General features: G+C 59.6%; 33 protein-coding genes. 8 read left to right on the top strand and 25 right to left on the bottom strand.

From position 1 onward, the window contains the following. Positions 1-28 precede the first annotated feature (28 nt). Positions 29-598, bottom strand: a complete 570-nt coding sequence (locus CKQ53_RS00220; protein WP_085653206.1) for a recombinase family protein — start codon at positions 596-598, stop codon at positions 29-31. 37 nt (positions 599-635) lie between these two features. Between CKQ53_RS00220 and CKQ53_RS18550 the strand changes: the two genes are divergently transcribed. From CKQ53_RS18550 to CKQ53_RS00250, 4 genes are read left to right on the top strand one after another with little or no spacing between them, the layout of a single operon-like run. Then, positions 636-1,025 carry a gp53-like domain-containing protein gene (locus CKQ53_RS18550; protein WP_208640019.1) on the top strand — a complete coding sequence of 130 codons (390 nt, stop codon included), beginning with the start codon at positions 636-638 and terminating at the stop codon, positions 1,023-1,025. Between the two features lie 6 nt (positions 1,026-1,031). Then, positions 1,032-1,283, top strand: coding sequence for a tail fiber assembly protein (locus CKQ53_RS00230; RefSeq protein WP_094118917.1), 252 nt, complete (start codon positions 1,032-1,034; stop codon positions 1,281-1,283). Further along, a complete protein-coding gene (locus tag CKQ53_RS18910) occupies positions 1,283-2,626 on the top strand; it encodes a glycine-rich domain-containing protein (protein WP_094118918.1) in 1,344 nt (447 codons plus the stop codon). The genes CKQ53_RS00230 and CKQ53_RS18910 overlap by 1 nt, the downstream gene beginning before the upstream one ends. A gap of 2 nt (positions 2,627-2,628) precedes the next feature. Beyond that, positions 2,629-2,850 carry a hypothetical protein gene (locus tag CKQ53_RS00250; protein ID WP_094118919.1) on the top strand — a complete coding sequence of 74 codons (222 nt, stop codon included), beginning with the start codon at positions 2,629-2,631 and terminating at the stop codon, positions 2,848-2,850. A 263-nt stretch (positions 2,851-3,113) separates the two neighbouring features. Here the strand turns inward: CKQ53_RS00250 and CKQ53_RS00255 are convergent, their stop codons facing one another. From CKQ53_RS00255 to CKQ53_RS00275, 5 genes are read right to left on the bottom strand one after another with little or no spacing between them, the layout of a single operon-like run. Beyond that, a complete protein-coding gene (locus tag CKQ53_RS00255) occupies positions 3,114-3,713 on the bottom strand; it encodes a tail fiber assembly protein (RefSeq protein ID WP_094118920.1) in 600 nt (199 codons plus the stop codon). Then, positions 3,713-4,870 (bottom strand): phage tail protein, encoded by a 1,158-nt coding sequence (locus CKQ53_RS00260; RefSeq protein WP_118894513.1) that lies wholly within the window; start codon positions 4,868-4,870, stop codon positions 3,713-3,715. The genes CKQ53_RS00255 and CKQ53_RS00260 overlap by 1 nt, the downstream gene beginning before the upstream one ends. Next, positions 4,870-5,445 carry a phage tail protein gene (locus CKQ53_RS00265; protein WP_085653700.1) on the bottom strand — a complete coding sequence of 192 codons (576 nt, stop codon included), beginning with the start codon at positions 5,443-5,445 and terminating at the stop codon, positions 4,870-4,872. Before CKQ53_RS00265 ends, CKQ53_RS00260 begins: the two co-directional genes overlap by 1 nt. Then, complete coding sequence (locus CKQ53_RS00270) at positions 5,438-6,550, bottom strand: baseplate assembly protein (protein ID WP_118894515.1); 1,113 nt, start codon at positions 6,548-6,550, stop codon at positions 5,438-5,440. The genes CKQ53_RS00265 and CKQ53_RS00270 overlap by 8 nt, the downstream gene beginning before the upstream one ends. Continuing rightward, positions 6,541-6,888, bottom strand: coding sequence for a GPW/gp25 family protein (locus tag CKQ53_RS00275; protein WP_085653702.1), 348 nt, complete (start codon positions 6,886-6,888; stop codon positions 6,541-6,543). The genes CKQ53_RS00270 and CKQ53_RS00275 overlap by 10 nt, the downstream gene beginning before the upstream one ends. A 65-nt stretch (positions 6,889-6,953) precedes the next feature. Between CKQ53_RS00275 and CKQ53_RS18350 the strand changes: the two genes are divergently transcribed. After that, positions 6,954-7,109 carry a hypothetical protein gene (locus tag CKQ53_RS18350; RefSeq protein ID WP_162896315.1) on the top strand — a complete coding sequence of 52 codons (156 nt, stop codon included), beginning with the start codon at positions 6,954-6,956 and terminating at the stop codon, positions 7,107-7,109. A 574-nt stretch (positions 7,110-7,683) separates the two neighbouring features. Here CKQ53_RS18350 and CKQ53_RS00285 read toward each other — a convergent pair. The 19 genes from CKQ53_RS00285 to CKQ53_RS00375 form a co-directional block, all read right to left on the bottom strand. Next, a complete protein-coding gene (locus tag CKQ53_RS00285; protein WP_094118901.1) occupies positions 7,684-8,259 on the bottom strand; it encodes a phage baseplate assembly protein V in 576 nt (191 codons plus the stop codon). A 130-nt stretch (positions 8,260-8,389) separates the two neighbouring features. Further along, complete coding sequence (locus CKQ53_RS00290; protein ID WP_094118900.1) at positions 8,390-9,532, bottom strand: phage late control D family protein; 1,143 nt, start codon at positions 9,530-9,532, stop codon at positions 8,390-8,392. Next, on the bottom strand, positions 9,520-9,732 hold the full coding sequence (locus tag CKQ53_RS00295; protein WP_085653705.1) for a tail protein X: 213 nt from the start codon (positions 9,730-9,732) through the stop codon (positions 9,520-9,522). The genes CKQ53_RS00290 and CKQ53_RS00295 overlap by 13 nt, the downstream gene beginning before the upstream one ends. Next, the gene (locus CKQ53_RS00300; protein WP_085653706.1) at positions 9,732-10,625 is read right to left on the bottom strand and encodes a phage tail protein; all 894 of its coding nucleotides are present in this window, start codon (positions 10,623-10,625) and stop codon (positions 9,732-9,734) included. Before CKQ53_RS00300 ends, CKQ53_RS00295 begins: the two co-directional genes overlap by 1 nt. Before the next feature lie 148 nt (positions 10,626-10,773). Beyond that, entirely contained in the window at positions 10,774-13,269 is a 2,496-nt protein-coding gene (locus CKQ53_RS00305; protein ID WP_118894517.1) for a phage tail tape measure protein, read from the bottom strand. A gap of 221 nt (positions 13,270-13,490) precedes the next feature. After that, positions 13,491-13,622, bottom strand: coding sequence for a GpE family phage tail protein (locus CKQ53_RS00310; protein ID WP_071999740.1), 132 nt, complete (start codon positions 13,620-13,622; stop codon positions 13,491-13,493). After that, complete coding sequence (locus tag CKQ53_RS00315; RefSeq protein WP_094118898.1) at positions 13,573-13,893, bottom strand: phage tail assembly protein; 321 nt, start codon at positions 13,891-13,893, stop codon at positions 13,573-13,575. Before CKQ53_RS00315 ends, CKQ53_RS00310 begins: the two co-directional genes overlap by 50 nt. Positions 13,894-14,316: 423 nt before the next feature. Then, a complete protein-coding gene (locus CKQ53_RS00320) occupies positions 14,317-14,838 on the bottom strand; it encodes a phage major tail tube protein (RefSeq protein ID WP_094118897.1) in 522 nt (173 codons plus the stop codon). Continuing rightward, the gene (locus CKQ53_RS00325; RefSeq protein ID WP_085653710.1) at positions 14,838-16,262 is read right to left on the bottom strand and encodes a phage tail sheath subtilisin-like domain-containing protein; all 1,425 of its coding nucleotides are present in this window, start codon (positions 16,260-16,262) and stop codon (positions 14,838-14,840) included. The genes CKQ53_RS00320 and CKQ53_RS00325 overlap by 1 nt, the downstream gene beginning before the upstream one ends. Further along, a complete protein-coding gene (locus tag CKQ53_RS00330) occupies positions 16,252-16,449 on the bottom strand; it encodes a hypothetical protein (protein ID WP_085653711.1) in 198 nt (65 codons plus the stop codon). Before CKQ53_RS00330 ends, CKQ53_RS00325 begins: the two co-directional genes overlap by 11 nt. Next, on the bottom strand, positions 16,446-16,919 hold the full coding sequence (locus CKQ53_RS00335) for a Gp37 family protein (protein ID WP_085653712.1): 474 nt from the start codon (positions 16,917-16,919) through the stop codon (positions 16,446-16,448). Before CKQ53_RS00335 ends, CKQ53_RS00330 begins: the two co-directional genes overlap by 4 nt. Beyond that, positions 16,919-17,050 carry a hypothetical protein gene (locus CKQ53_RS18915; protein ID WP_276330735.1) on the bottom strand — a complete coding sequence of 44 codons (132 nt, stop codon included), beginning with the start codon at positions 17,048-17,050 and terminating at the stop codon, positions 16,919-16,921. The genes CKQ53_RS00335 and CKQ53_RS18915 overlap by 1 nt, the downstream gene beginning before the upstream one ends. A gap of 651 nt (positions 17,051-17,701) precedes the next feature. Then, entirely contained in the window at positions 17,702-17,980 is a 279-nt protein-coding gene (locus CKQ53_RS00345; protein WP_244200980.1) for a hypothetical protein, read from the bottom strand. 32 nt (positions 17,981-18,012) lie between these two features. Beyond that, positions 18,013-18,330, bottom strand: a complete 318-nt coding sequence (locus tag CKQ53_RS00350; RefSeq protein ID WP_026741167.1) for a hypothetical protein — start codon at positions 18,328-18,330, stop codon at positions 18,013-18,015. Next, entirely contained in the window at positions 18,327-18,962 is a 636-nt protein-coding gene (locus CKQ53_RS00355) for a hypothetical protein (protein WP_085651239.1), read from the bottom strand. Before CKQ53_RS00355 ends, CKQ53_RS00350 begins: the two co-directional genes overlap by 4 nt. Continuing rightward, positions 18,952-19,587 carry a transglycosylase SLT domain-containing protein gene (locus CKQ53_RS00360; RefSeq protein ID WP_085651238.1) on the bottom strand — a complete coding sequence of 212 codons (636 nt, stop codon included), beginning with the start codon at positions 19,585-19,587 and terminating at the stop codon, positions 18,952-18,954. The genes CKQ53_RS00355 and CKQ53_RS00360 overlap by 11 nt, the downstream gene beginning before the upstream one ends. A 2-nt stretch (positions 19,588-19,589) precedes the next feature. Then, positions 19,590-19,934 (bottom strand): putative holin, encoded by a 345-nt coding sequence (locus tag CKQ53_RS00365; RefSeq protein WP_085651237.1) that lies wholly within the window; start codon positions 19,932-19,934, stop codon positions 19,590-19,592. Between the two features lie 2,040 nt (positions 19,935-21,974). Further along, positions 21,975-22,316 carry a hypothetical protein gene (locus tag CKQ53_RS00370; protein WP_118894521.1) on the bottom strand — a complete coding sequence of 114 codons (342 nt, stop codon included), beginning with the start codon at positions 22,314-22,316 and terminating at the stop codon, positions 21,975-21,977. A gap of 206 nt (positions 22,317-22,522) precedes the next feature. Next, positions 22,523-22,945 carry a helix-turn-helix domain-containing protein gene (locus CKQ53_RS00375; RefSeq protein WP_162896316.1) on the bottom strand — a complete coding sequence of 141 codons (423 nt, stop codon included), beginning with the start codon at positions 22,943-22,945 and terminating at the stop codon, positions 22,523-22,525. Between the two features lie 86 nt (positions 22,946-23,031). Here CKQ53_RS00375 and CKQ53_RS00380 point away from each other — a divergent pair, with 86 nt between their 5' ends. From CKQ53_RS00380 to CKQ53_RS00390, 3 genes are read left to right on the top strand one after another with little or no spacing between them, the layout of a single operon-like run. Continuing rightward, on the top strand, positions 23,032-23,220 hold the full coding sequence (locus tag CKQ53_RS00380) for a DNA-binding protein (RefSeq protein ID WP_085651235.1): 189 nt from the start codon (positions 23,032-23,034) through the stop codon (positions 23,218-23,220). Positions 23,221-23,274: 54 nt separating this feature from the next. Further along, positions 23,275-23,580 (top strand): helix-turn-helix domain-containing protein, encoded by a 306-nt coding sequence (locus CKQ53_RS00385; protein WP_085651234.1) that lies wholly within the window; start codon positions 23,275-23,277, stop codon positions 23,578-23,580. A gap of 17 nt (positions 23,581-23,597) precedes the next feature. After that, positions 23,598-24,515, top strand: a complete 918-nt coding sequence (locus CKQ53_RS00390) for a DUF3102 domain-containing protein (RefSeq protein ID WP_085651233.1) — start codon at positions 23,598-23,600, stop codon at positions 24,513-24,515. The last annotated feature ends 9 nt before the right edge of the window (positions 24,516-24,524 follow it).

Below are 24,524 nucleotides of genomic sequence, written 5' to 3' on the forward strand. Positions count from 1 at the left end.
TTAGCCGCAGAAACCGATGGCCCGGCGATCAGGCGCCATCGATTTTTTTCCCAGCCGGAAAATAGCGATAAAGCGTGGAGCGTCCGATGCCGTAGGTGAGCGAAATCTGTTGTCGGTCATAACCGTTGGCCAGGAGTCGGGCGATCATCTCGCGGTCCGTCGGAGACAACGCCTTCGGCCTTCCCCCTATCCGCCCCTGTGCGCGAGCGGCGGCCATGCCCGCCAGAGTGCGTTCGACGATCAGCTCCCGCTCCATCTCCGCCAACGCGCTCATGACATGAAAGAAAAAGCGGCCCATCGCCGTGCCGGTATCGATACTGTCGGTCAGGGAGCGGAAATGTATCCCGCGCTCGTGCAATTCGGAAATCAGCGCGATGAGGTTTTTCACGCTGCGCCCCAGTCGGTCCAGCTTCCACACGATGAGCGAATCGCCCTTTTCTAAGCACTTCAACGCCCGCTTTAGCCCCGGCCGGTTCTCAACCTTACCGCTCATTCGATCTTCAAAAATCTGGTCACAACCTGCGCTAATTAATGCATCGCGCTGTAAATAGTTCGATTGGTCACTTGTTGACACCCTCATATAGCCGATTTTTGCCATTTCCCCTCCCGATTCACGGCTGTGATGACGGGGGATTGTGGCAAATCGCGTCGCGGTAGGCACTCTCGAAAACCTTGGTTTAGGGGAAGCGGCAAAACGCGGGGTGGGAACCGGTCAAAATCAGATCCCGGATATGTCGTCTTTTGCGGGTTTGAATGACTTCAACGGATGGCGACTTTTGCCTGGTGGACTGATTATTCAATGGGGGCAAAGCGTAACTGGGGCCGCCTCGCCGGTAACGGTCAATTTTAATATCCCATTCCCTAGCTATGCGTTTTGCGTGATGGGCTGCATTTACGATGATGTCAATCCGTCAAACACAACTCTGCGACGTAAATCGTCGCCAGTACCGCACGCAAGCGCACAGTTTTTTTTAAATAACGGCACAGCAGCCACCGCGATCAACTGGTGGGCTGTTGGAATGTGAGGACGTATGTATAAATTTTCTAACGGTATGTTTTATCCCTATATTTTGGAACAAGCTTATAGCGCTGCAGGCACTTGGCCAGACGATGGGGTTGATGTGGATGAATCGACGCTACGTCTATTTTCTGTCGCTCAGGCGGGAAAAACGCTGGGTACCGATGAACACGGATACCCCTGCTGGGTTGAAATGACGGTGTATAGCGATGCGGAATATCGTCCGGAAGAGACAACAACGAACAATAATCACGGAGATATCTAATGGCAGAGTTAACAGAAAAAGCCGAGTGGACCGACGGTATATACCAGTTGGAAACCTCGGACCCGGTGGTGGGCGGCCCCGGCGGGATATCCAACCGTCAGGCGCAGGAGCTGGCCTATCGCACCCGCTACCTTAAAGATAATTTGGACGCGACCAGCGCCGGTCTTTCGCAGCACGAATCCGCAGCCGACCCGCACACGCAGTACGCGCCAAAGCTGAACCCGACCTTCAGCGGCACGCCGAAAGCACCCACGCCCGCGAGCGACAGCAACAGCGATCAACTGGCGACGACGGCATTTGTGAAAAGTATTGTGGCCGCGCTGGTCGATGGATCCCCGGCGGCGCTGGATACGCTGAAAGAACTGTCCATCGCGTTGGGTAATGATGCTAATTTTGCGTCGACGGTCGCTAATTCACTGGCGAAAAAAGCGCCATCCAATAGCCCAGCGCTGAGCGGTATTCCTACCGCACCGACCGCCGAACCGGCGGTAAGCACCACGCAAATCGCGACCACGGCATTCGTAAAATCGGCCATTGATGCTAACTATGCCGAGTCGGTAGGCAAGACGCTCGCCGGCAAAATGGCCATTGACCAAAACGGTGCAGACATCGCTGATAAGGCACAGTTCCGTGAGAATCTGGGATTTAGAGAGAACGTCCAGAAGGAGATTGCCCGGACACGTGGATTGCAGAAATTTTTGACCAGCGGACAGTTCGTCGTGCCGGAGGGGGTATCCACCGTTTATCTGTCTGGGTGTGGCGGCGGCGGCGGCGGCGGCGGCGGCGGGTGTCGAACGCTGACTTACGAATGGGGTGGTGGCGGTGGTGGTGGTGGCGCTGGCCAACCCATCATTAAAGAGGCTGTGAACGTCACGCCAGGCGAAGTCATTGCTGTCACTATCGGTGCTGCAGGCTCTGCGGGCTCAACTCAAGTTGCTAACGACGGCACTCCTGGATCCACCGGGGGCGCAACAACATTCGGCCACTATTTGACGCTGGCAGGCGGCGGCGGCGGTGACCGAGGCGGCGGTGGCAGTAATAACCAATTTGGTGGTGGAGGCGGCGGCGGATATCCCAACGGCAGCTTTGGTAATGATGGTGTGGGTGGAACCTCAATTATTGAATCCGGCGCTTCTATTATTGCTTCAGGTGCAGGTGGCGCTGGTGCCTCCGGCCCATTTGGCGGCGGTGGTGGAATGGTCCGCTCAAGCGCTAGAGGAAGTGCCGAAGGCGTGAGAGCTTTTAAAGGTTATGGTTATGGCGTGGGGGGCGGTGGTGGCTCTACGGGCATCGATGGTGTAGGGGCCGAAGGCCAACCCGGCATGTTGATTGTGGAGTGGTAAAAATGACAAAAAGAGTCGCGTTGCTTCCTGAAAGTAGTCGCCGTGTGGAAAATGTGATTTTGGCTGATGATCAGTTTGCGTTGCCGGGCTACCGTGTGGTGCCGATTGAAGAAGGCGTCTTCTGCGAGGCTGGTATGTTCCTGAATGAAGCCGACGGTTTGTTTTATCGGGATACCGATTCTACCACGATTTATCCCGTACACGATATCGACGCCGTGGGTTGATAATGATGTGCCAAGCCGTCTGTTCGGCTTCGCTGACGAAAAAGCGGGAGGTTTTCCTTCCCGCTTTTTTATTGGTCCTACGAGACCCTCAATGAAGTTGATCGTGCCACGTCAGGAGTTTGCGTTTCCCTGCCCGTGTCATGAAAATCAACGAACATGCTCTTTCCTAATATTCCCTTAGGGAAACCTCAATCTCCAAATAAGTAAAAGGTCAGTCTGTCTCCAGACTGACCGATCTCAGTGGTAAAACACAAATTCGGAGATTACACCGCCGGTTGCGCAGGCCAGCTCACGTCAGGGGCCGTTGACACATCGACAGCGTTGACCGCGGCCTTGTAGGCCATCCACGCCGACAGTTTGGTTTTATTATCATCGCTGATATCTCCGAGCATCAGCTCGACCCGCCAGTCCGACGTCACGTTATCTGCCTCGGTCAGCAGCGTTTGTCGGCGTTGTTCAGCTTCCGCGATCTCGCCAGTCTGCTTCGCTGCCACGTCCAACACCCAGTTTGTCCCGTCCCAAATATCGTATTCCGTGGCGGGCGCCAGCGGCGTTGTATTTTCCGGATACGCCCCCAGCGTCGTCAGCGTCACGGGTTGCCGGGTTTGCGTGTTGTAAACCGTATCGCCGCGATGGTCGCTGAGATATTCCCATGCCGAACCGTCGACCGTCCGGCGGATCGCAAAGCCGTCTTTGGGAGCCGGAGGGGCATCGAAACAGGAATGCGCGGGCAAGCCGACGCCCACCGGCAGATATTGCGTGGTCGGGAAATGATATTCACCGGTTAATTCATCAAAGTGGTAGACGGTAATGTCTCCGGCCACCACGGCAATCAGGTCATCATTCAATTCAGCTTTAGACATTATGCGGCCCTCACGATGTAGTTAAATGCGATGTTGCGGGGTCTTGTTTCATTTCCTCCGGTACTTGCCAACCAGACGTAAGTCCACGCTCGACTCCCTTCTCTGAGTCCGCCATCTACGCCTTCATTGTTTTGATCAGTGAAAGCAATGAACTGTGCTGTGGCTGTTCCATATTCATTAATGAAACCATGGTTGTGCGATTTGAGTTCATCGCCTTGTGCTGCGAGTAATGCCCGCCCGCCATCAACCCCACGCCCACTGTCCCAACCACGAATAAATTCGCCGCGCAGATCCGGTAATTTAAGTCCCGGATAGGCCTGCGCCAGCTTGGGATATTGGGCGGCTGTAAACGTCGCGCCGTTGCACTGGAGCCATCCCGCAGGCACCGTCGCCGACGGCCAGGGGATCGGCGTCCCCACCGGTAACGCGGAGCCTTCCCCTAAACCAAGGTTTTCGAGAAAACGCGCTTTATCCGGGATATCCGCGCCGTTTTGACCTTTTTCCATTTTGCCGGACAGCGAGTTCGTCACCGTGGCGGCGAAGTTGGCATCGTTGCCGAGCGCCGCTGACAGCTCTTTCAGCGTGTCCAGCGCTTCCGGCGAACCGTCCACCAGCGCATTGATGGCCGACTTCACGAAGGCCGTTGTCGCAATCTGCGTGGTATTCACGCTCGCCTCGGCGGTCGGCGCGGTGGGAGTACCGCTCAGCGCTGGGCTGTTTAGCGGGGCCTTTTGCGCAATGCTGTTGGTTATCGTCGTCGCAAAGTGCGGGTCATTACCCAGCGCGACGGACAGCTCTTTCAGCGTATCCAGCGCCGCCGGAGAGCCATCGACCAGCGCGGCCACCACGCTTTTCACAAACGCCGTCGTCGCCAGCTGATCGCTGTTGCTGTCGCTCGCGGGCGTCGGCGCTTTCGGCATGCCGCTGAAGGTCGGATTCAGCTTCGGCGCGTACTGCGTGTGCGGGTCGGCCGCGGATTCGTGCTGCGAAAGACCGGCGCTGGTCGCGTCCAAATTGTCTTTAAGGTAGCGGGTGCGATAGGCCAGCTCCTGCGCCTGACGGTTGGATATCCCGCCGGGGCCGCCCACCACCGGGTCCGAGGTTTCCAACTGGTATATACCGTCGGTCCACTCGGCTTTTTCTGTTAACTCTGCCATTAGGCACTCCCGTAGTTGTAACTATTGTCATAGATTGCCGTGCGGTTGTAGCGAATCGGCACGGCGGTATATTCGATGCTGGCCAGATGGCAACGCGCGGGGGCGATGGCCTCTAGCGTGCGGCGCAGCATCTGCGCCTGATCGTTGGTGATCGGCTGCTGCAACAGCACGCGGTAAACCGCCCATTTGCTGGCGTCGCCGTACACGAACAGGTTGTTGTAACGGCGTTCGCCGTCGTAATTGAGGCGTCCGATATGCTCGATCAGTTCGACCTCGCCGAAGCCCAGACTGCGGATCACCGCACGGATCGCCCAGGGCGTACCCTTGTAGCGATGCATTTCGATAGCGGTTTTGATCATCGCCCGGCGCGCGTCTTCCGACTCCGCCAGCACCCAGCCGTCTTCCTTCAGCGAAAACTGTTCGGCCAACGCGTCCAGCGCGCTGCTGTCGACGATATCGACGAGGTAAACCATCAGCGCCGACAGATCCAGCTCATCCCAGCGCTCGGCCAGATTCGCCAGCGCGGTCAGGCTGGCGTCCCCCGCCAGCGGCGGAGGAAGAGGCAGATCACTCATCCGACACCCCCGTCGCCACGATCTCGATACCGGTGCAGTGCGCCCACTGATGCTCTTCGACCGTCAGCGACTGCGTGGGCGAAGTCAGCGACACGTCGTAGACGCCGTTCACCGACAGTGCGGCCATGATCTGGCTGAGCACGATGTCTTTGCCGAGCGTCGCCGCCCGCGCCTGAACCCAGGCGGCGGCTGCGGTTTCCGCCGCGGCTTTCACGGACTCGGAGGACTCGCCGCGCTTGATGACCAGTTGCGCATGGATGGCATAATCCACCCGCTCCGGCGCGCTGACGGTGACCGTGTCGGTCAGCGGACGCACCTTCTCCGCCGAGCACAGACTCTCGACGTCGGTAAGCACCGAAGCATCCGGCAGCCCGCCGGACATCAACGGGTACAGCTCGACCGTCCCCGGCGTCGGCGACACCACCGCGACATCGACGATGTCCGGGTGCGCGCTCAGCGCGTGATAGCGGTACGCCAGCCGGGAACCCGCGGTGCTGAACGCTTCGGGCGCGAGCATGATGCGTTCGCGCAGCTTCTCGTCGTCTTCCTGTTCGGAACCGCCGCTGGTGGCCGTCAAATTGCTGACCGCCAGGTCGAGGAGATCGCTCACATCGTCCAGCAGGGTACTGATCTGCGCGGGCTGCCAGCCGTTGCCGACGGTCCCCGCGTCAGCGCAGGTCGCGGTGGTGGTGATGCTCGTCGTGCCGGCTTTCAGCACGGCGTCAGTATCGGTCGCAAAAATGACGCTATCGGAAGCGCTGACCCGCAGCCCCGCCGGGATCAGCACGTCGGTCAGCGGCGCGGAGTCGACGCTAAATGCCAGCATCGCCTGCGCGGACTGCGCGGCCAGGCGATAAACGCCCACCAGCTCGCCGAGATAATCCAGCATCGGCGCACGCGCGTAGCGCACCAGGTTCTGCTTGGCCGCATCCTGAATGGCGCTGCGCAATAGCATTTCGCGATAGGCGATCAGGTCGATCAGCAGGCGCTCCGCCTGCGCCGGGTAAAGGGTTTTGCCGCTGTCCGCCTCGTAGCGGGCAATCATTTCAGCCGTGATCGCCTCTGCATCACGTTCGATAAACACAGGCTCTGTTGTTAACGCCATACCAGCTCCGTTTGTTGTTCCACGCCTGCGACCGTGCGCCACTGCACCCGAAGCGTCAGATGTTCGCCGTCCACCGTGGGTTTCACGCCCAGCAGTTTGCAGCGCGGCTCCCAACGTTTGATGGCCTCAACCGACTCCCGCACCACGTGCGGAATAGCCCGGTCGATGGGGTAGTCGAGGTAGCGATGCAAATCGCTGCCGAACTCCGGACGATGCGGGTCGCTGCCGCGCGGGGTGCGCAGAATAATGAAAATGGATTGAGCAATATCGGCGGTGCCCTCGACTAAATCGCCGGGGTGTTGCAGTGCCGGTTGCCAGAAGATTGAGTTCGTTTTCATACGGTCAGTATCCCCGCCAGCCCGCGCCAGGGCTTGTAAACACAGTTAAAGGTGCATGATGAGGCATGACGAAAAAACGCGATTTTCACGCCCTCGCCCAAGACAGATTGCGCGGCCGGGAAACAGTAAAAAAACCGCCCGACGTGCGTGAAACTAGCGAGCAAAACGGGTCGAAAATGGGCGATAACGAGTCTGGAAAAAAACCAAAAAAGCAAAAATGAGTCTCCATCACCGTCAACAGACTCGGCGCTCTGGTGACGCGGAAGAATTGAGAATGGATAGAACCGTCAACGGAAAACGCGGATATCGCAGAAGGCGAACGGGAAATGGGCGGTGTCGGGTGTCGGGTGTCGGGTGTCGGGTGCCGGGTGTCGGGTGTCGGGTGTCGGGTGTCGGGTGTCGGGTGTCGGGTGTCGGGTGTCGGGTGTCGGGTGTCGGGTGTCGGGTGTCGGGTGTCGGGTGTCGGGTGTCGGGTGTCGGGTGTCGGGTGTCGGGTGTCGGGTGTCGGGTGTCGGGTGTCGGGTGTCGGGTGTCGGGTGTCGGGTGTCGGGTGTCGGGTGTCGGGTGTCGGGTGTCGGGTGTCGGGTGTCGCAGCGTATGACCGCGCTTCGCGGAGGGCAACCCTCATCGAGCATCAAGACACACTCAATTTGGTGTGTGATTACAGATCATGCTGAAACACGCGTGCGACCGGCGATGAGCATGGCCGCCCGCATCCATGACGGAGCCAGCGGCGCTGATACGCCCGATGGCGGAAAGACGGGGCTGATATCCCCGCCCTCCCCCGCGTGACGGTCAGTGTGAGTGGTGATTGGAGTTGCCGCCCGCGTCCATGACGGAGCCGGTGGCGCTGACGTTGCCGTTGACGGTGACGTTGCCCTGGATAGTCGCCGCCGTACCGACCATGTCGCCCTGATAGGTGAGCTTCCCCTGCACCAGCACATTGCCGGTGAAGGTTGTGTCGGGCGAGTCGACGGTAGCGCGCGGTGTTTTCACCACCACATCCGCCTGCGTTTCGATGACGATGTGCTGAATACCGCCATTGACCGTCAACGTGTGCGTCGCGCGATCGTAATAGAACGCCGCGCCGTCCGAGTAGGTGCAGCCGCGCGCCTGCGCGTTATTGACCGGCGGCGTATCGACGCTCGAATAAATCGCGCCGAGGATCACGCCGTCTTCGCCATTGTCGTCCAGCAAAATACGCACCTGTTCGCCGACGTCCGGCAGCCAATAGTCCTTGTTATTCTGCGTGTTGCGCTGCAACACCTCCAGCCAGGCGGTGCGCAGGTTGTCGCACTCCGGCAGCCGCACACGGGCGCGCACGCCCGCGGCATCAACGGCACTCACGGTGCCAACGCGTAACGATGTCATACGTGCTCCTCTCTCCCCATCGTTAGATGAAAACCGCCCTCGCGGTGATGGGGCATCGTCAATCTGCGAGCTATCGCTGCGCAGGCGCTCTGGGTCAACAGACCGCGGACGGACTCGTGGCTCGCATTCATCATGATGCGCCCTCTTTTTTCGTGGTTTGCGTCGTGCTGCCGTCGGGGTGATAGACGGACAGCGTATTGGATTGCCCGGTCGTCGCCTTGCGAGCGCCCTTGGTCACCGGACCGCGGACAATCTCCAGCTCGCTGACGTAACCGCCGTCGCGCGTGAGCGAATGCCGCACCTGATTCAGCAACCAGTCGCCGGAAAAGCGGCCGAAACCGCTCAGCGAAATTTTGTTGCCCGCGATCAGCGAGGTGGCGCCCATCAGCGTCAGCTGCCCGCTCTCCTGCTGTTCGTTGTGCTGATCCAGCGCCGCGTTGGCCTTCAGCTCCGCCGTGTCTTTGCCGGTCGTCCGGCTGTTGACGTTGAGCGTATCCGCGCTGGTCGCGCTGTCGTCGCCGGACTGCGTTCCGTCAGCCTTGTAGGTCACCAACTGCTTCTTCGCGGGGTCCTGATGCTTGATCTTCGCCCCTTCGTACACGTGACTGATGGTGTCGCGCATCGAGAAGCTGGCGACGTCGTTGCGGGTGAACGTCTTCACCGGCGTCTGGCTGCGCAGCGCGCCCAGATGCGAGAAGATCAGTTGGGTGCTGGTCACCTTCACCGCATAGCCGTACTCGCTGGCCAACCGTCGCAAAAAAGCGACATCGGTTTCCGCGTACTGCGTGATGCGGTCAAACGTGATCGGCGCGATGCTGCCGACCAGCGCCAGCTTGTGTTTTTTGGCGATACGGTTGGCGATGGCCGCCAGCGTAGTGCCTTCGAATCCCCGGCTGGACTTGGTGCGCAGCGCGGTTTTGACGGACGTCGCCACCCCGCGCATCGAGACGGTCGAGGGCGGCGATCGCACCTCGATTTCATCGATACTGAATGCGCCGCAGTCCCGCAAGGTGTCGCCGCGATAGCCCAGTTTGAGCGACAGGGTGTCGCCTTTTCCCGGATACCAGGCGTCGATCCAACGACCGTCGGTGTCGTCCAGCTCCACTTCCAGCGTGTCCGACTCGTTTTTGATGCCGTCTGTGTAGGTCAGCCGCGTGACGTAGGGCGCGATATCGTTGGTGATATCTTTTTGCAGATACCACAGCGTGAAAATCGGCTGCGGCACTTCACGATTGGCCGTCGACGCGGCCGGTTGAGCGATTAACGTAGCCACGGCGGCGTGTCCTCCGTCAGCACGACGTCAGCCTGTTCAATCACCGGGATCGACAGCATGATGCCGGAAGCCAGCACGGGCGTGACGGCCACGTGCGGATTGGCGGCGATAATGCGGTCATAGCCCAGCGGATCGCCGTAGTACCGGTAGGCCAGCGCGTCCCAGCGCTCGCCCTGCGTGGTGATGTGCTCGATAAACATCAAATCCTCCTCGTCGTGATAGCGGCGGTCAGCGAACTCACGACCGGCGCGACTTTCTCCAGCGTGTCGCTGGCGGCGCTGAGCTGCGTGGCGACCACGTCCAGCGCAGGTGACAGGTCGTCAATGGTACTGACGTTAATGCCCGACAACGCCTTGTGGGCGCTCTTCACAAAGGTGATGGCCTGATCCGCCGCCTTCGCCACCCGGCTGACTTCCGGGAAGGTCGCCGTGACCGTCGCCAGCGCGGGCATGGCTTTCTGCAACGGTTCAACGGCGGTGCCGATCTGTGTGAGCAGCGTCGGCACCTGTCCCAGCGCCTGCGATGGATTGTTCTTCATCTTCTGCACCGTCTGCACCACCGCAGAGACGTTTTTCACCACCGATTGCGCGGTGCGGACGTAGCCCACCGCCGTGCGGATCGCGCTGGCGATGCCGGACGCGGCGGCCGTCGCCGTCGCTACCGTTTGGCTATTCGGCACGCCGGTGTTGACGGCGGGCATCGCCAACGGATTTTTCGGGTCGCCGACGTACTCGCGCAGCGTCACTTCCGCCGTCAGCGCCAGCACGTTGCCGGACTTGTCGGTCTGCTGACTGGTGGCGCGCACCTGAGTCAGCACGAACCAGCCGCGATAGTCGCCGTTGCCGAAGACCAACGCCTGCGCCTGATGCGAGCGCAGCAGGTTGCGCAGCCGCGCCAGCTCGACGTCCGGCGTACAAAACATCTGGTTGAACACCAGGCTGATGCTGATTTCATCCAGCTTTTCGCCGATGAACTGCAAGCCCGGCTTGCCCTCAATGCGGGCGTGTTCGGCGTAATCCGCGCCGAACTGCGCCTCAAAGCCGTCCCAGTAGGCGATCAGCTCGAATTCGATATCTCCCAATACGGCAAACATTATGCGTACCCCCGGCGTTGCTGCTGTTCCATCACCTTCTGCATCATTTTTTCCAGTTCATGCAGGCTCAGATTGAGCGCGTTTTTAATGTCCGGCGTCGCCGTCGCGGGCTGGCCGTTGACATGGATGGTCGGCGAGAACGTCAGCTTCAGCCCTCGCCCGTCCCCGCTTTCGCGCTGGCGTTAGCGCCATTCGCGGGCATCTGCGGCACATCGTCTACGGTCTTGCGGGCCGGCGGCGGCGTCACCACGGGGTGTTCACGCTGGGTGATCGTTTTATCCGCGCTATTGTCGTCGTCCTTCCCCTCATCGTTAAACCAGCTGCTGATGGTGCTGCCCAGATTCGAGACAAAGCTTTTCAACTTCTCCCATTTATCCGTGATGCCTGAGATCAACGAGCCGATCAGTTGGCTGCCGAACTCACTGAAGCTGGCCGGTAAATCCACACCGAAATAGCTCAGAACGCCGGAGAACAGCTTGTAGAAAATGCCGAGCGGCGACCAGTCCACGAGGATTTGGGTCAGACGGCCGATGCCGCCGCTGAAATTGGTTTTTAGCCCTTCCCACAGCTCGGAGGCCCACTGGCTCAGCGAGCCGCCGAAACCGCTGAACACGGCTTTGACGCTCTCCCATTTTCTGCTGATGGCCGACGACAACGCGCCGATCAGTTTGCCGCCCGCTTCGCTCAGGTTGCTCGGCAGGTTGATGTTGAAATAGCGCAGAACGCCCGCGAACAGTTTGTAAATGATGCCGAGCGGCGACCAGTTGAGCAGCAGTTTTCCCACGCCGCCGATGCCGCCCCGGAAGGCGTTTTTAATGTCTTCCCAACGCGCGCTGAACCAGTTGCTGATCGGCTCCCAGTAGCGGTAAATCAGGTAAGCCCCGATCGCGATACCGGTAATCAGCAGGCCGATGGGGTTCATTAACAGCGCACGGCCGAACACCATCACCGCCCGTCCGGCGATTGACAGGCCGCGCCCCAGCGCGCCGCCAAAGCGCATGATGCCGGACTGCGCCACGGTCAGGCCGGATCGCACCCACCCCGACACCGAGCGCATTCCGCTCATCACTGACCGGCCGACCGCCGACATTCCGCGCCCCAGCGCGCCCCCGAAACGAGTGGAGGCGGACTGCGCGAGCGTCAGGCCCGATTGCAACAGGTTCAGCACATAGCGCACCCCGCTGATCGCGGCTTTGAAGACGGAAAACGCCTGTCGGGCCACGACGACAGCCTGAATCAGGCCGGGATGCAGCTGGATCCAGCGCGAGAAACCGTCCAGCACCGGCATCACGGCGTTGCCGACCGCCATCAGCGCTGGCGCAAGCGCTTCGCCCACGCTGAGGCTCATGTTGTCGCCCGCCACCTGCATGTGCTGCCACTGCCCCTTCAGCGTATTGTTCTGCGCCGACGCATCGCGCGTGGTCGTCCCTTCCGCCGCCGGGCTGAGCATCGCCTGCTTGCTCTGCTGATAGCCGCTCCAGTTCTGACGCATATTGAGCAGGTGCGACACCGCCTGGTTGTTGTCGAAGACCTTGGACAGGCCGGACTTCGCCATCAGCCGTTCCTGCGTGGACATGTCGCCCTTCGCCACGGCGGCCTGCCACTCCTGCTTGAATTTCTCGCCTTTGTCGTCAATCAGACGTTGGCCGATCATCAGCGAGGCTTCGTAGGTGGAGAATCCTTGTTTGATGTAGTCCGCCATCGAGGCCTGATAGTTCACGCCCGCCGACGCATAGCGCTCGCCGATGTCGTTGCTGTTGATGGTGTCCAGCCACCCTTTGAGATTGGCGACAGCGGTGTCGTCGCTGCCCGACGCCGCTTTACCGACCGCCAGACTGGAGACAATCTGGCTCAGCGCCGCGTCGCCGGTCATACCGTTCTGTTCGAAGCCGCGCGCCAGACCCGGCAGCGACGACGACAGCGAGGCCACGTCGAGGTTGCCCGTTTTCGCACCGGAGAGCATGTGGTCGAACGCGCCGGTGACGGCCTGTTTGCCATCGAATTTCAGCGTGTTGAAAGCCGCGCCCACGCGCGCCATCTGCTGGATATCCGCCTGCGTAGCCGCCGCGGCCGTGCCGACGACGCCCAGCAGATCTTTCCCCTTCATCGGGTCGACGCCGCCGTCGATCAGCGTCTCCAGCCCGCTCGTCAGAACGGACTGGCGCTGATGGGTTTGCAAGGAGAATTCCCGCAGCGCGGCGGCGATCTGTTGCTCCTGCGAGCCGGACAGCCCGTTGCTGACGGTGATATTTCTGAGGCTGGCCTGCTGGTCCGCATAGCCCTTGACCCCGTCGACCACAGGGGCCGCCGTCTCTTTGACGTTGGCGACGGACTCAGACCAGCCCGCGCGCAGCGCTTCCCGCCGTTGAGACAGCGCCTCGTATTTCTCGCCGAGCGTTTGCAGCCGGGTCTGCTGCGAAATCAGGGTGTCCTGCGTGCGGCTGACATCTTTCATGCCGTCGTTGAGCCGCTGAAAATGGCGGGCGCCCTGACTCGCGGCCTGCGCCATCGACTCCATCACCCGCACCTGCGACGTCATCATGCGTTGATACGCCTGGTCGAATGACTCCATCGAACGGCGATATTCTAGCAGCGACTGCCGAAACGCGGCGGCCCCGCTGGAGGATGCATCGAAGTTGGCCATGATCGTTCTATCCTTAAGCCAATGAAAAAAAAGGGATCGCGAGAGGGATACGGCGGTGCCCGGTCGGGCAGGAAGGGAAAACGACCGACGTTGGCCACGGGCTGCGAACGGCCCGCGCGGCGGCGACTGAGGCGGGGCTCGGACGGAGGTCGGCAGAGTCTGCCTGTCACTCTATTCCTCTCGTCCGACGCCGCGCGGAGCGTGTCTCGGTATTCCCTCCTTCAGTCGCCGTGCTCACGTTTAATCTGGTCCCTGGCCATCTCCAGCCAGTCTTCCAACTCGTCGATCGTTAAGTTATTCAGCTCACTCGGCTGAAACCGAAACCACCTCGCCAGCAGCGCCTGTGCTTCCATCAGTCCCTTCGGACTTAGCCACGCTAGACAGTTTTTGAAATCGTTTGGACAGCTCCATGAAGTCGGCCAGATCCATTTCATCCAGATCTTCCGGCACCATGTTGCTGGCGCGAGCCAGCAGCAGGCTGTCCCAGTCGGACGCGTTGTCGGTCAGTTTCATGACCGCTTTCAGGTCTTTGGCCTTCAGGCGCGTCAGCGTCAGTTCAGTCAGACGCTCGCCAGCCGGCGTGGTGTAAGGAAACTGCAACAGGTACTTTTCGCTATCGGACATCGTGTGCTCCAGAGTGTGATGTAGGGCTAGCCGCCGAGGCAGATAGCCGGTATTCGTGATAAAAGGTCGGCGTTTCACCGACGTTCGTGTTTATTTTCCCTTTCAGGTCGTCTGTACGCTTCGCCTGCCTTCGCCCGCTGGCGTGCCGCCTCCGAACCGAATGCGCGTTCTGCCGCGTTTTCGTCGGTCGGAGATGGCCGCCCGGCAAAGAAAAAACCGGTAACCATCAAAACACCGGTCGGCGAAATCGTACCGCTCGCCCAAACGGGTCGGCTCTCGTAAGAACCGGTGCGCTCGCCCGGCAAAGCCGCACGGCGCGGGTATTCTCAGATCGGTCGGGCTGCCGTGAGGGCCAGCCGCGACCGGGGGTGTCGCCTGATGAAGACAGTCTAAAATTCGCTGTCGTCCCCAGGCGACGCGGCCTTAGCCGCCGATATTGGTGCGGTAGTCGCTCAGTTGATCGACGCCGTTGACCATGAAGATGTTGGCCAGATAATCCAGCTCAAGGATGTCTTCGCCATCCATCACCTGTTTGACGTAGGTGCAGTTGAAGCTGGAGCTGAACTCCGCGTTCTCGTGCGGTTTAAAGGTACCCAGCGGGTTCTTCTTAAACATCACGGTCAGGTAGGTGATCATCGGCACTTCGTCGACGCGGCCCTGTGCGGTGTAGCGTTCCACGCTGGAACGGCACTGCAAGGACAACGCGCTGTACGGGTTGGCCGTGGCCAGCATCGCTTCGCGGTAGAAGGAGTTCCATTTGATCTCCCCTTCCAGCTTGTCGAACCCGGAAGGCAGTTCGATTTTGCCCACCATGCCGAGCGCTTTGTGCTCCTGCATGATCATGCTGATGTCCGGCAGTTTGATTTCTTCCGCGCGGCCCAGCAGATTCGCCCCGTTCAGATAAATATTCGCATTGGTGATGCGATTGACTTCGATTTTAGCCATTAGCTATTCCCCTTCAGCGTCACCAGGTATTCGGAGGTGATCTCGGATTCGTAAGACAGACGTTCCAGCGGCGGCGGCGGCGTGAACTTGTAGCTCAGCAGCACATGGCCTGCGGCCAGCTCGGTTTCTTCATTGCGCGCGGCGTCGTACCAGCACTTGAAGCCCAACAGCGCGCCGTTGCCGATCAGCGTACGGCCATAGGCGTTGACGGATTCGGTCAGCGCGTCGATCAGCGCCTGGCTAATCGGCTGGTCGATGAACTGGGTGCTGAAGTAGCGGATGGATTCGTTGATCACATCAGCGGTACGACGCACGTTTTCGAAGTTGCGCATGTGGGTCACGGACGGCCAGGCCGCCTGACGGTTGCCCCACAGACGCAGGCCGCTGCCGTAGCTGTTGAACACCGTGGTGATGCCCTGTTCGTTCAGCAGGTTCACTTCGCAGTTAGGGTCGTCAATCATGGCCGACAGCTGGCGTTCTACGCCGGTGATGCCGGAGATTTCCTGGTTGGAGCTGCTCCACCAGTAGCCTTTCTCGTTATCCACCTTGGCGCGCAGGCCGGCGGCGCGCTGAGACAGCGGCTCCAGACGTTCGCTGTTGGTGTTCGCGTCGTAGACTTTGACGTGCGGGTAGCACAGCTTCACGCGGTCAGAGCTGGTGTTGAAGTTGATGGTGCCAGTCGGTCCGCGGCCGCTGATGGCCTGCTGGAACGTGGTGCCAATCGGCGCATCGACATAGGCGACGGCGCCCAGTTTGTCGGCCAGAGAAACCAGTTCGGTCACGATGCTGTTCTGCGTGCAGTACACCGGCGCAATCAGGATCTTCGCGAAGAAGCCGAAGGCGTTGTAGGTGTCGTTCAGCAGTTTCATGCCGGTGCGGTTGCCCGCTTCGTTCACGCTGCCGATGATGTCGGCGGCCGTGACTTTCGTCGGATCGGCGAAGTCGTAGCTGGCGATCACGGTGCTGCCGCTGTCGATGTTGGTGCCGACGCGGGTGATTTTCCCGGTCTGCGCATCCAGCGTGTAGTCCTGACCTTCCACGTACGGCTGGGCGGCGTCGTTTTTACGCAGCACCAGGTTGGAGACCACCGGGTTGATCAGCTGGGCTGCGCCCGTGCTGTCGAACGTGACGGAGGCGTTGCCGACGGAGGTCTTGTGTTTGACCGGGTCGAGCACGTTGATCACCAGCACCGTACCGGCGCCGTGGTCGTAAATGGCGTCCAGCGCCTGCGGGATGGTGAACCCGCTGACCTGCGAGCCGAACTGGGCCGCGTTGGTTTCAGACACGCACAGCGTGACGTCGTTGACCGGCCCCATGGGCGCGGTGCCGATCAGGCCGATGACCGCGGATTTGACGGTCTTGATCGGGCGAGCGCCGGTTTCGACCTCAACGGTTTCGACCCCATGCAGATAGTTAGCTGCCATGGTTTACCTCATCGTTAGTAGTGATAGAAGCGCCGTTTTCCAACGGTTGCAGAAGGCCCAGAGCGACCAACGTTTTCACGTAATCATGCTCGGCAGGCAGTTCCACAGCACGCTGGGGAAACAGCAGCACTTCGGTGCCGTCAGCCAGCGTGACGCCGCTGGTCGGGCCGGTGTAGCGGTATTTCATGTTTCGCTTTCCTTGTATGTGGCTTGTGTGAGTAATGGCCCGTCGGGCAGCGACGCGTCTTCGGTCTGTAGGGTTTCCGCGGTGAACCGGAGCGTGTAACGCCACAGTCCATCGCTGCTGCCCTTGCCGACGACCGTCTCTTTCTTCAGCCGGATTTTGCGGCTGCAATTCGGGAGCCGGAGTCCGCACAGCAAGCGCCGCAGCGCATCCAGTACGGTCACGGCCCCGTTTTGTCCGCTGGATTCGCGGCACACGACGGTGGCGCGCAGCTTGACAAGCTGCGTTTGCAGCACGATCCCGCACTCTTCCGGCTTGCGGAACGCAGAGCCGGCGTAGCGCACCAGAATCGCGCCGTCAGGATGGCTGAGGACGTACTCAGCCGGTTTTCCGGGGAAAGATTCCACCTGCAAGCCGGGAAAGGCCTCGGCAATCCGGGCAACCACGGCATCAATCATCGGTGAGACGTCCATTACGCGTTCCCCCGCATGGCGCCGCGGCATAGGCCGTTCGCCGTCTGAGCGCCGCAGCGCTCACAGACCGGAAGCACGTCGCCGCGCCGCGCGGTACGCGTTGTGAACTGAACAAATTGAATCGACTGCATGACACCGTCCTGTTTTCGTAAACTGAGGTCAGTATCGCGGGAAAATGGGGGCTGGGCTTTTAACCCTATTTAAAAACACATTTCACATCAATAAGTTGCGATTTTTCACTGCGTTGTGGTCCGTCGCAACATCCTTACTCTTTAATGCCCGAAAAACGGGTCGGACAGGCGCGTAATGGGTGTGTGGGTGACTGGTGACTGGTGACTGGTGACTGGTGACTGGTGACTGGTGACTGGTGACTGGTGACTGGTGACTGGTGACTGGTGACTGGTGACTGGTGAGAGCAGCATTTGAAATGTCGCCAGAAAATAACAGCGATTGAGCAGGTATCAATCCCACGCCCATCCGTCGGGTTCAGGCGACAACAACCTGAACAAATAGAGATACCGACTATCAGCCGTCGGGTGCTGGCGACAAAACCCTAAGCAAACAGAGACATCGATATCCAGCCGTCGGGCGCTGGCGACAAAAGCCCGGAGAAAAGGGAGACAACCGCTTTCAGCCGTCGGGTTTAAACGACACAGGCCAAAATAGACGAACACATCAGCATGACGTTGTCGGAGAATAGCGACAGTGGAAAGTGTGGAATGACGTCGCCGAATGAAAAAAGCGTCTCCACGACGAAGACGACGCGCGGAGACGCTTGAGGTTTAGTCGTGCCAATATTTGGTGGGGTGAGCGATGCCGGGCAGGCTGTCGACCGTATAGTCGACCAGATCCGCGCCAAGGCGGGTCAGGCTCACAGTCCCGCTGCCATATGGCTCTGGTTTGACCGAGACCGTATGGCTTTCGGTCAGATAGTCCAGCGCCCTACGCAATTCGGGCGCTGTCACATCGGGATATATCCCGCGAATCACCTCCAGCAGAAAAAACAGGCTGACGGGATACGGCCGCGCACGGCTTAGCGTCACCAGGACATGCCAACGCATGGACTCCTGACGCAATCGAGACATTTCCACCGCTAGGATCTCCCATGCTGTTGCACCAGCTCCAACTTGTTGTAGAGCGCGTCGAGCTTGGCTTCAATCACCGTCTGTCCGCGAATGTAGTCCTCACGGCGGACGTAGTTCAGCGGCAGATCGGCCTTGAACGCCATAAACTCGCGCTCCAGACTGTTGAGGTCGCCCATGCTGGTCCTGAAACTGGTGTCCAGCGCCAGGAACTGCTCGGCCTGACGCTTCTCCATTTGGGCAAAAAACATCTTCGCGACGGCGAAAACGAAGCCCATGAAGGAGAGAAGCAGGCCGACCAGCGTCCAGAATTCAATCTCGACCTTCATCTCTCCAGCCCCGCGATATAGTCCAGCAGCGCATTCACCTGGGCGGCGAGCCGTCGATAGGCGGCGCCGGTTTCAGTGGCGTGAGCGAGGAGATCGCGTTGGGCGACGCCGGAATCGCGTAGCCGGGGATCAACGGCGGCAACGGCTCCGGACGCGCTGCCAGCGCGGCGGGCAGCGGCGGCGGGGTTTCCCGCATCGGCGGTGAGGGAAGACAGGCCGTAGGCGGCGTTGTACTGCTGCACGAAGCCAGCAGTAAACACGCACTCGATAGCGTGACTCTGGCCGCGTTCATCTTGCCAACGATGGGTAACATCATCAATTTTCCTCTGTAGCTGTTGATGGGTGCGACGCAGGTCGGAGACGGTGGCGAGATAGCGCTTTTCCGCCTCCGCCGCTGAAACAACCTGCTCTTGATAGCGCTGCTGCCAGGCCGTCAGGGCCTCGTTATCCTCTTCGGCCTGCGCCAACAGCGCCTGCTCGTGACGGTTTTTCAACTCGCTCAGCGCCAGTTCGCCGTCGCGGGCGGCCTGAGCGTGTCCGCGCGTATAGCCGTTGTAGTACAGGCCAAAGGCCAGCAGCAGCACGAGTGCGAAAGCGCCGAGCCAGCGCCAGGGGATCAGATTAGTGAACACAGCTGGCCCCTCCCCAGGTCAGGTAGCGCGGCGCCAGTTCCATCAGGATGCGCTGCGGATAGTGGCGATTTTCCCGGAAGTTGGCCGCGCTGCGACCCGCGTTGACGCCGGCGATGTGGGAGAACCAGCGCTGGCCGTTCAGCCCGCGCTTCTCCGCCAGACGCCGGTCGCGCTGCACCCAGCCGAGTCCGCCGTTGTAGGCCGATAGCGTCATCGCCATGCGTTCGCAGGCGTCGTCGCCGCGCAGACGTTCCCATAACCAACGGTCGTAGTGCGTCAGCGCCCGGATGGCCCAGCTTGGATTAAAGGGTTGATTAGTCTTGAGTTCGGGCATGATGCCGCTGACCCAGTCGGCGGTGGCGGGCATAAACTGCGCCAGCCCCTGCGCGCCGACGGGCGACACCGCCTGCGGATTCCAGCCGCTCTCCTGATGCAGTTGGGCGGCGAAGTCGGCCACGGGCGCAGACAGCCCCCACTCCAGTCGAGCGCTGCGGATCAGCTCGCTGCGATAGCGCTGCGCGGCGGCAGGCGCCTGATCGTCAGCGCGAGCGGAGCGCGGAGCGCCCGCCCACGACGCCAACAGCAGCGCGGACAACAGCAGGCCCACGGTTTGTGGCGACAACATGATTACAACCCCGTCGCCACAGACAGACACACGGCCGCGACGATAATCGCGCGACGCAGCAACACGGCGGCGAATACCTGCTCGGCACCGGCCCGCACCGGATAATGCCCCCGCGCCATCTGCTCCGGATCGTGCTCCAGATACTGCCCCAACGAGGCCTTCGGGAATAACGAACGATCCAGCCAGTAGCCCAGCACCGCCGCCAGCGTAATCAGCGAGATCTTGTAGATCACCACCGACAGCTGCTGCGGCGACACCAGCGCGATCAGCCCTAGCAGCAGCAGCGCCGTCAGTTGCCAGCCCAACAGGCGTTCAAGCCGCATGATGCGGCGTTTTTTACTTTGCATAACAGTCTCCTTGAGAAGTGAAATACACACAGCATTACGGAGACGATCGGGGGGAGATTGTAAACGAGATTATAGCGTCCATACCCTTGCAGGCCGCGTGGCTCAAGGGTTGGCGTTGTTCAGAGCGGAAGGAAAATCATCAGAAATTCAAATCGAGGGATGCGAAAAACAGGCTCTGGAAGTGAAAACCGCACAACGTCCAAAGCGCTCAACATCGGGCAATCACGATAGACCACCGCCGGCGCTATTTGCCCGTCTTCAAAAGACGACACTCACGACACCGGCGCACTCTGCCCGCATAAAAAAAGCGACAATCGCGACACCGACGCCACCTGCCCGCATAAAAAAAGCGACAATCGCGACACCGACGCCACCTGCCCGCATGAAAAAAGCGACAATCGCGACACCGACGCACTCTGCCCGTATCGGAAAGGCGACACTTGCAATATCACAACGAGTCCGGCCAGTTTTTACACAACGGCCAAGCGTAGACGCTCGAATAAAAATCCGCCAGCGACGTCTTCGCCCTTTTCTGTTTTCCTACCGGCGGACGCGATCTTGTCCCTGATGTCGACATCGCCCTGCGCGCGTCCGTCGGGTATGCCCGAAAGTCGGCGCAGGGATGATCGAGAGGGCGCGCGGCCTGACGTCACGCTCTCCCGGCGGCGCTCGGTCCGCTCGCGGACGCCACAGGGATTCAGCGTTCGCGCGACACATCAGCGGCGTCGCGCTCGGGGACATCGGCGGCAGCAACCCCTCGCAGAGGCACTCGTCCCGCCCGTGGACGCCACAGGGATTCAGCGTTCGCGCGACACCTCAGCAGCGTCGCGCTCGGGGACATCGGCGGCAGCAACCCCTCGCAGAGGCACTCGTCCCGCCCGTGGACGCCACAGGGATTCAGCGTACGTGCGAGATATCAGCGGCGTCGCGCTCGGGGATATCGGCGGCAGCAACCCCTCGCAGCGGCCATCATCCCGTTCGCTGACACCGCGTGGTCCCCCACCCGTCAGTTTTCAACCGTAGCGGCAGGCCGACGAGTGGCGACCAACCGAAAGGACGCCCGCAGTTCGAACCGTACTCACGGCACGCCTGCTGACTCACACGCTCCATACGGCGACTTTTGATGAAATTCCACTATTTATCATGGAGATAGCCTGGGATTGGCGAGGGAGTGACGGTTTTTCTGTTTCGCTCCGCATCATAATCATAGGGCGCGCACGCCAGAAGATTGGCGGAAAGCAGTACCGTTAAAACGGGTCGTAAGGACATCATCATGACGCCAACACTTCAGGGGCATTAAGGGGGAAAGAGCAACACGCTAGCACGTTTGTCCGGGGGGAAATCAGGAAGAGAGGCATGATTGAGCGTTCGTTTATTCCGCGTTTTCACACCGCCTTGCCGCCCCGTCTACGCCTGGGATACGCTCTGGTGTTGAGCGTATGCCGGGCGTAGCGATCTGCCGACGCAAACGCGTCGGAAATTCCCCTCCACCGAAGAAGAGCGAAACGGCGGCACCGTGCTGACATCACTCGCCGTCCCCGCGTGCCAACGGGGAACCGCGAGCGCCAGAATGGGCGCTAAGGCGGATTATGCGGCGAACGGCGAAGCATCATGATGACATCGCTATTCCGCCCGCGCGTCGCAACGTTATCGGGTGGCGGTCCGTGTTCGAACAACATGACAAATGACATCATAAGAAGGGCCAGGTTCCGCCCGGGAGGGTGCTGTTGCCGCCCACGCTCCCATGCGGAACTTTATTGGTATATTCCAGGGAAGTAACAATGAATTCAATAAATACATCAGCCTGCGGTTATTGTTGATATTGACTATCCAGAGTCTTTATATCGCCTTCGCTTATTTTATGGTCCGGCCGCGCCGACCTATTTTCGCACATCGCCGAAAAGCGAATACGTTACGGCGCCATTAAATGGCTTCGGCAAAGATGATGAATGTCTGTGCTCGGCACGGAAATCAGGGATAAAACCGCTCCCACCGCGCGATATGGCTTCAGGGGACTCCGCAAGGCGTCAGGTGTTTCCCTTACCTGCCTCGGCGAAACAAGATGACATCGATAGTATCAATAATAGTCTGATTTTCCGTGGCTATCCGGGATTCGATTTTTCGGATCTTCTCCAGATTTTTACCTGCCAGCGTCACTAAACATACCCAGCTGGCATAAATAATCAGTTTCTTTTCGTCTAAATCTAACAAGGTGGGTTTTTGGTGGAGTATAAGAAAAATATTCCACAGAACAAAAATAAACGCGCCAGAAATCAATCCGAATAAGAGGATGCACGGGATATTGAAATAACAGCGGCGCGAGGATTCATTACGGTTTGATATCAGGGCTTTTTTCATATTCAGTAAAGTTCGGTCATCCATCTCGTGCAACTCAGGGGGTCTTACCGGCGCGGGATTTATATTCACGACGGACCCGACATGTATGGAGCCGGGATTATCCCCCCGACGCTTATCGTTATTTGTCGATCCAGGTTCTCTTGGGGAAGCATTTTTAAACTGCCCGCGACCTGATCTGCAAGCTCCTGTAATTCATTATCTCTTCTGTCCATGATTAGTCCTTTATATTATCAATGATTTATAACCAACTTCAGCACGCTATCAATCCTATCATTATCGATAGCAGGTTCTTTAATTAGGAAGTTATATATTTTTGCTGATTGTAATACGAGTTCCGCTGACGTCCAGCGTCGTCCCGCTTGTTTAGCCAGCATTTCCAATTTTAGGACAATTTTTGCGAGCAGCTCCGCATCCAATGCGCCAGCACGCGTCTCCGAAGACGCGCCCTGCTCGCCGGTCAAAATGAATTGCACGTTAGCGCCCGACTGTGCAAACGCGGCGAACACATCGCCTCCTGGCACCGCAACGCCGCGCTCATATTTGCTCCACATTTCACGAGACACGCCGCATCTGGCCGCGGCTTCGCCCTGGTTCAACGCTAGCCGACTTCGCTCAGATTTCAGACGCTGAGCACAAAGAGAATCAAAGTTCACAAAAACCCCATTGACAATGAGAACTAAAGTTCACAAAATCTATTGAACAAATAAACACTTTCTTCGTAGAAAAAGGAGCCATCTCGATGAAAACCCCCGAGCAGGTCAAACAGCTGTTCCGGCAAAACGGTTGGACATTCAACCGCTGGGCCGAGGAAAACGGCTACCGCCCCTCAGACGTCTACCGCGTACTGAATGGACTAACGAAGGCGAAATACGGAAAAGGCCATGAAATTGCAGTGAAACTCGGCCTGAAAGCGCCTCAACCCGTTTGATGGTTATCAACCTGCGTAACAGATTATCACATATTAAAAAAAGGAGAATGTGGCATGAGCAAGGCAAACGTATCCAGCGCAGGCGTTCGTATTCTGCGCGTTCTCAAGGCGTTGCGCGGCCACACGCTCGGCGGCGTTTCGAACGGTGAACTGGCGGCGGCGCTCGACGAGTCGCCCGCCAACATCCACCGCGCGCTGCACACCCTGATCGAAGAAGGATTGGCGCAACGGCTGGACAACGGGCGTTTCGCACTGAGCATGCAAACCCTGCAAATCGCTCAGGCTCATGCCAACGAAGTCGCTCGCGCTCAAGACCGCATCAACGAAATGAACCAGCGTTTGCTGGCCGGCAGCCGGTAGTAGAAGGACTCACACACATGGCAAGAATAAAAACTCCACCGCTTGAATTAGTTGCGGATGCCGCATTGGCCCGCGATCTCGACGAAAACCTGAACGCGCTGTCGCAGCACCAGACGCGCATCATGCAGCAGTACGGCGAAGGTCTGCCCTACGAGCGCGACCGCATCGTGCACGAAGCCCGTTTCTACATGGCGCAAAGCGCGGAAGCGATGCTGGAAGCCGGTAAACGCCTGGTGATCCTCAAAGAAAACGAACCGCACGGCACCTTCACGACCATCGTGGAAAACGAGCTGGGACTCGCGCCGCAGGTGGCGCGCCGCATGATGCAGGCCAGCGTCAAGTTTCTGGGCTACGGCGACAGCACGCAGCCAAAGCGCTCATCGCTGCGCGTTCTGGGCAAAACCAAGCTGTATGAACTGATGGTGCTGGACGACGACGAGCTGGATCAGCTGGCCGAAGGCGGCACGGTGGCGGGCGCGACGCTCGACGAGATCGACCGCATGACCAGCCGAGAACTGAAGGCGGCCCTGCGCGAATCCCGCGAAAACAGCGCCGCGCAGCAGCGGGTGCTGGCCGATAAAAACAGCAAAATCGACGAACTGGCCACCCGGCTGGAGAAAAAGTCCCGCATTCAGCCGCCGGAGCCGGACCAGCAGAGCGCGCAGCTGCGGGCGGAAGTCGGCGCCATCGCCTTCGACGCCGAAGCGCACCTGCTCGGCAAACTGCAGGCCGGCTTCAGCGCGCTGGTCGACATCAGCGAAAACAGCCTCCAGTCGCCGCCCACCGAGTTCATGAACGGCCTGCTGTGCCAGCTGGAGCGCGCTATCCACCAGCTGCGCGAGCGCTTCTTTCTGGACGATGCGCCGAACGCCAGCCTGAAACCGGCCTGGCTCGATGCCCCGGAACCTCGCCTGCCCCACGTCGAGACGGTCTGAGGAGTGATG

Source organism: Lonsdalea britannica (genome assembly GCF_003515985.1).
In the GTDB taxonomy this organism is placed as follows: Bacteria; Pseudomonadota; Gammaproteobacteria; order Enterobacterales; family Enterobacteriaceae; genus Lonsdalea; species Lonsdalea britannica.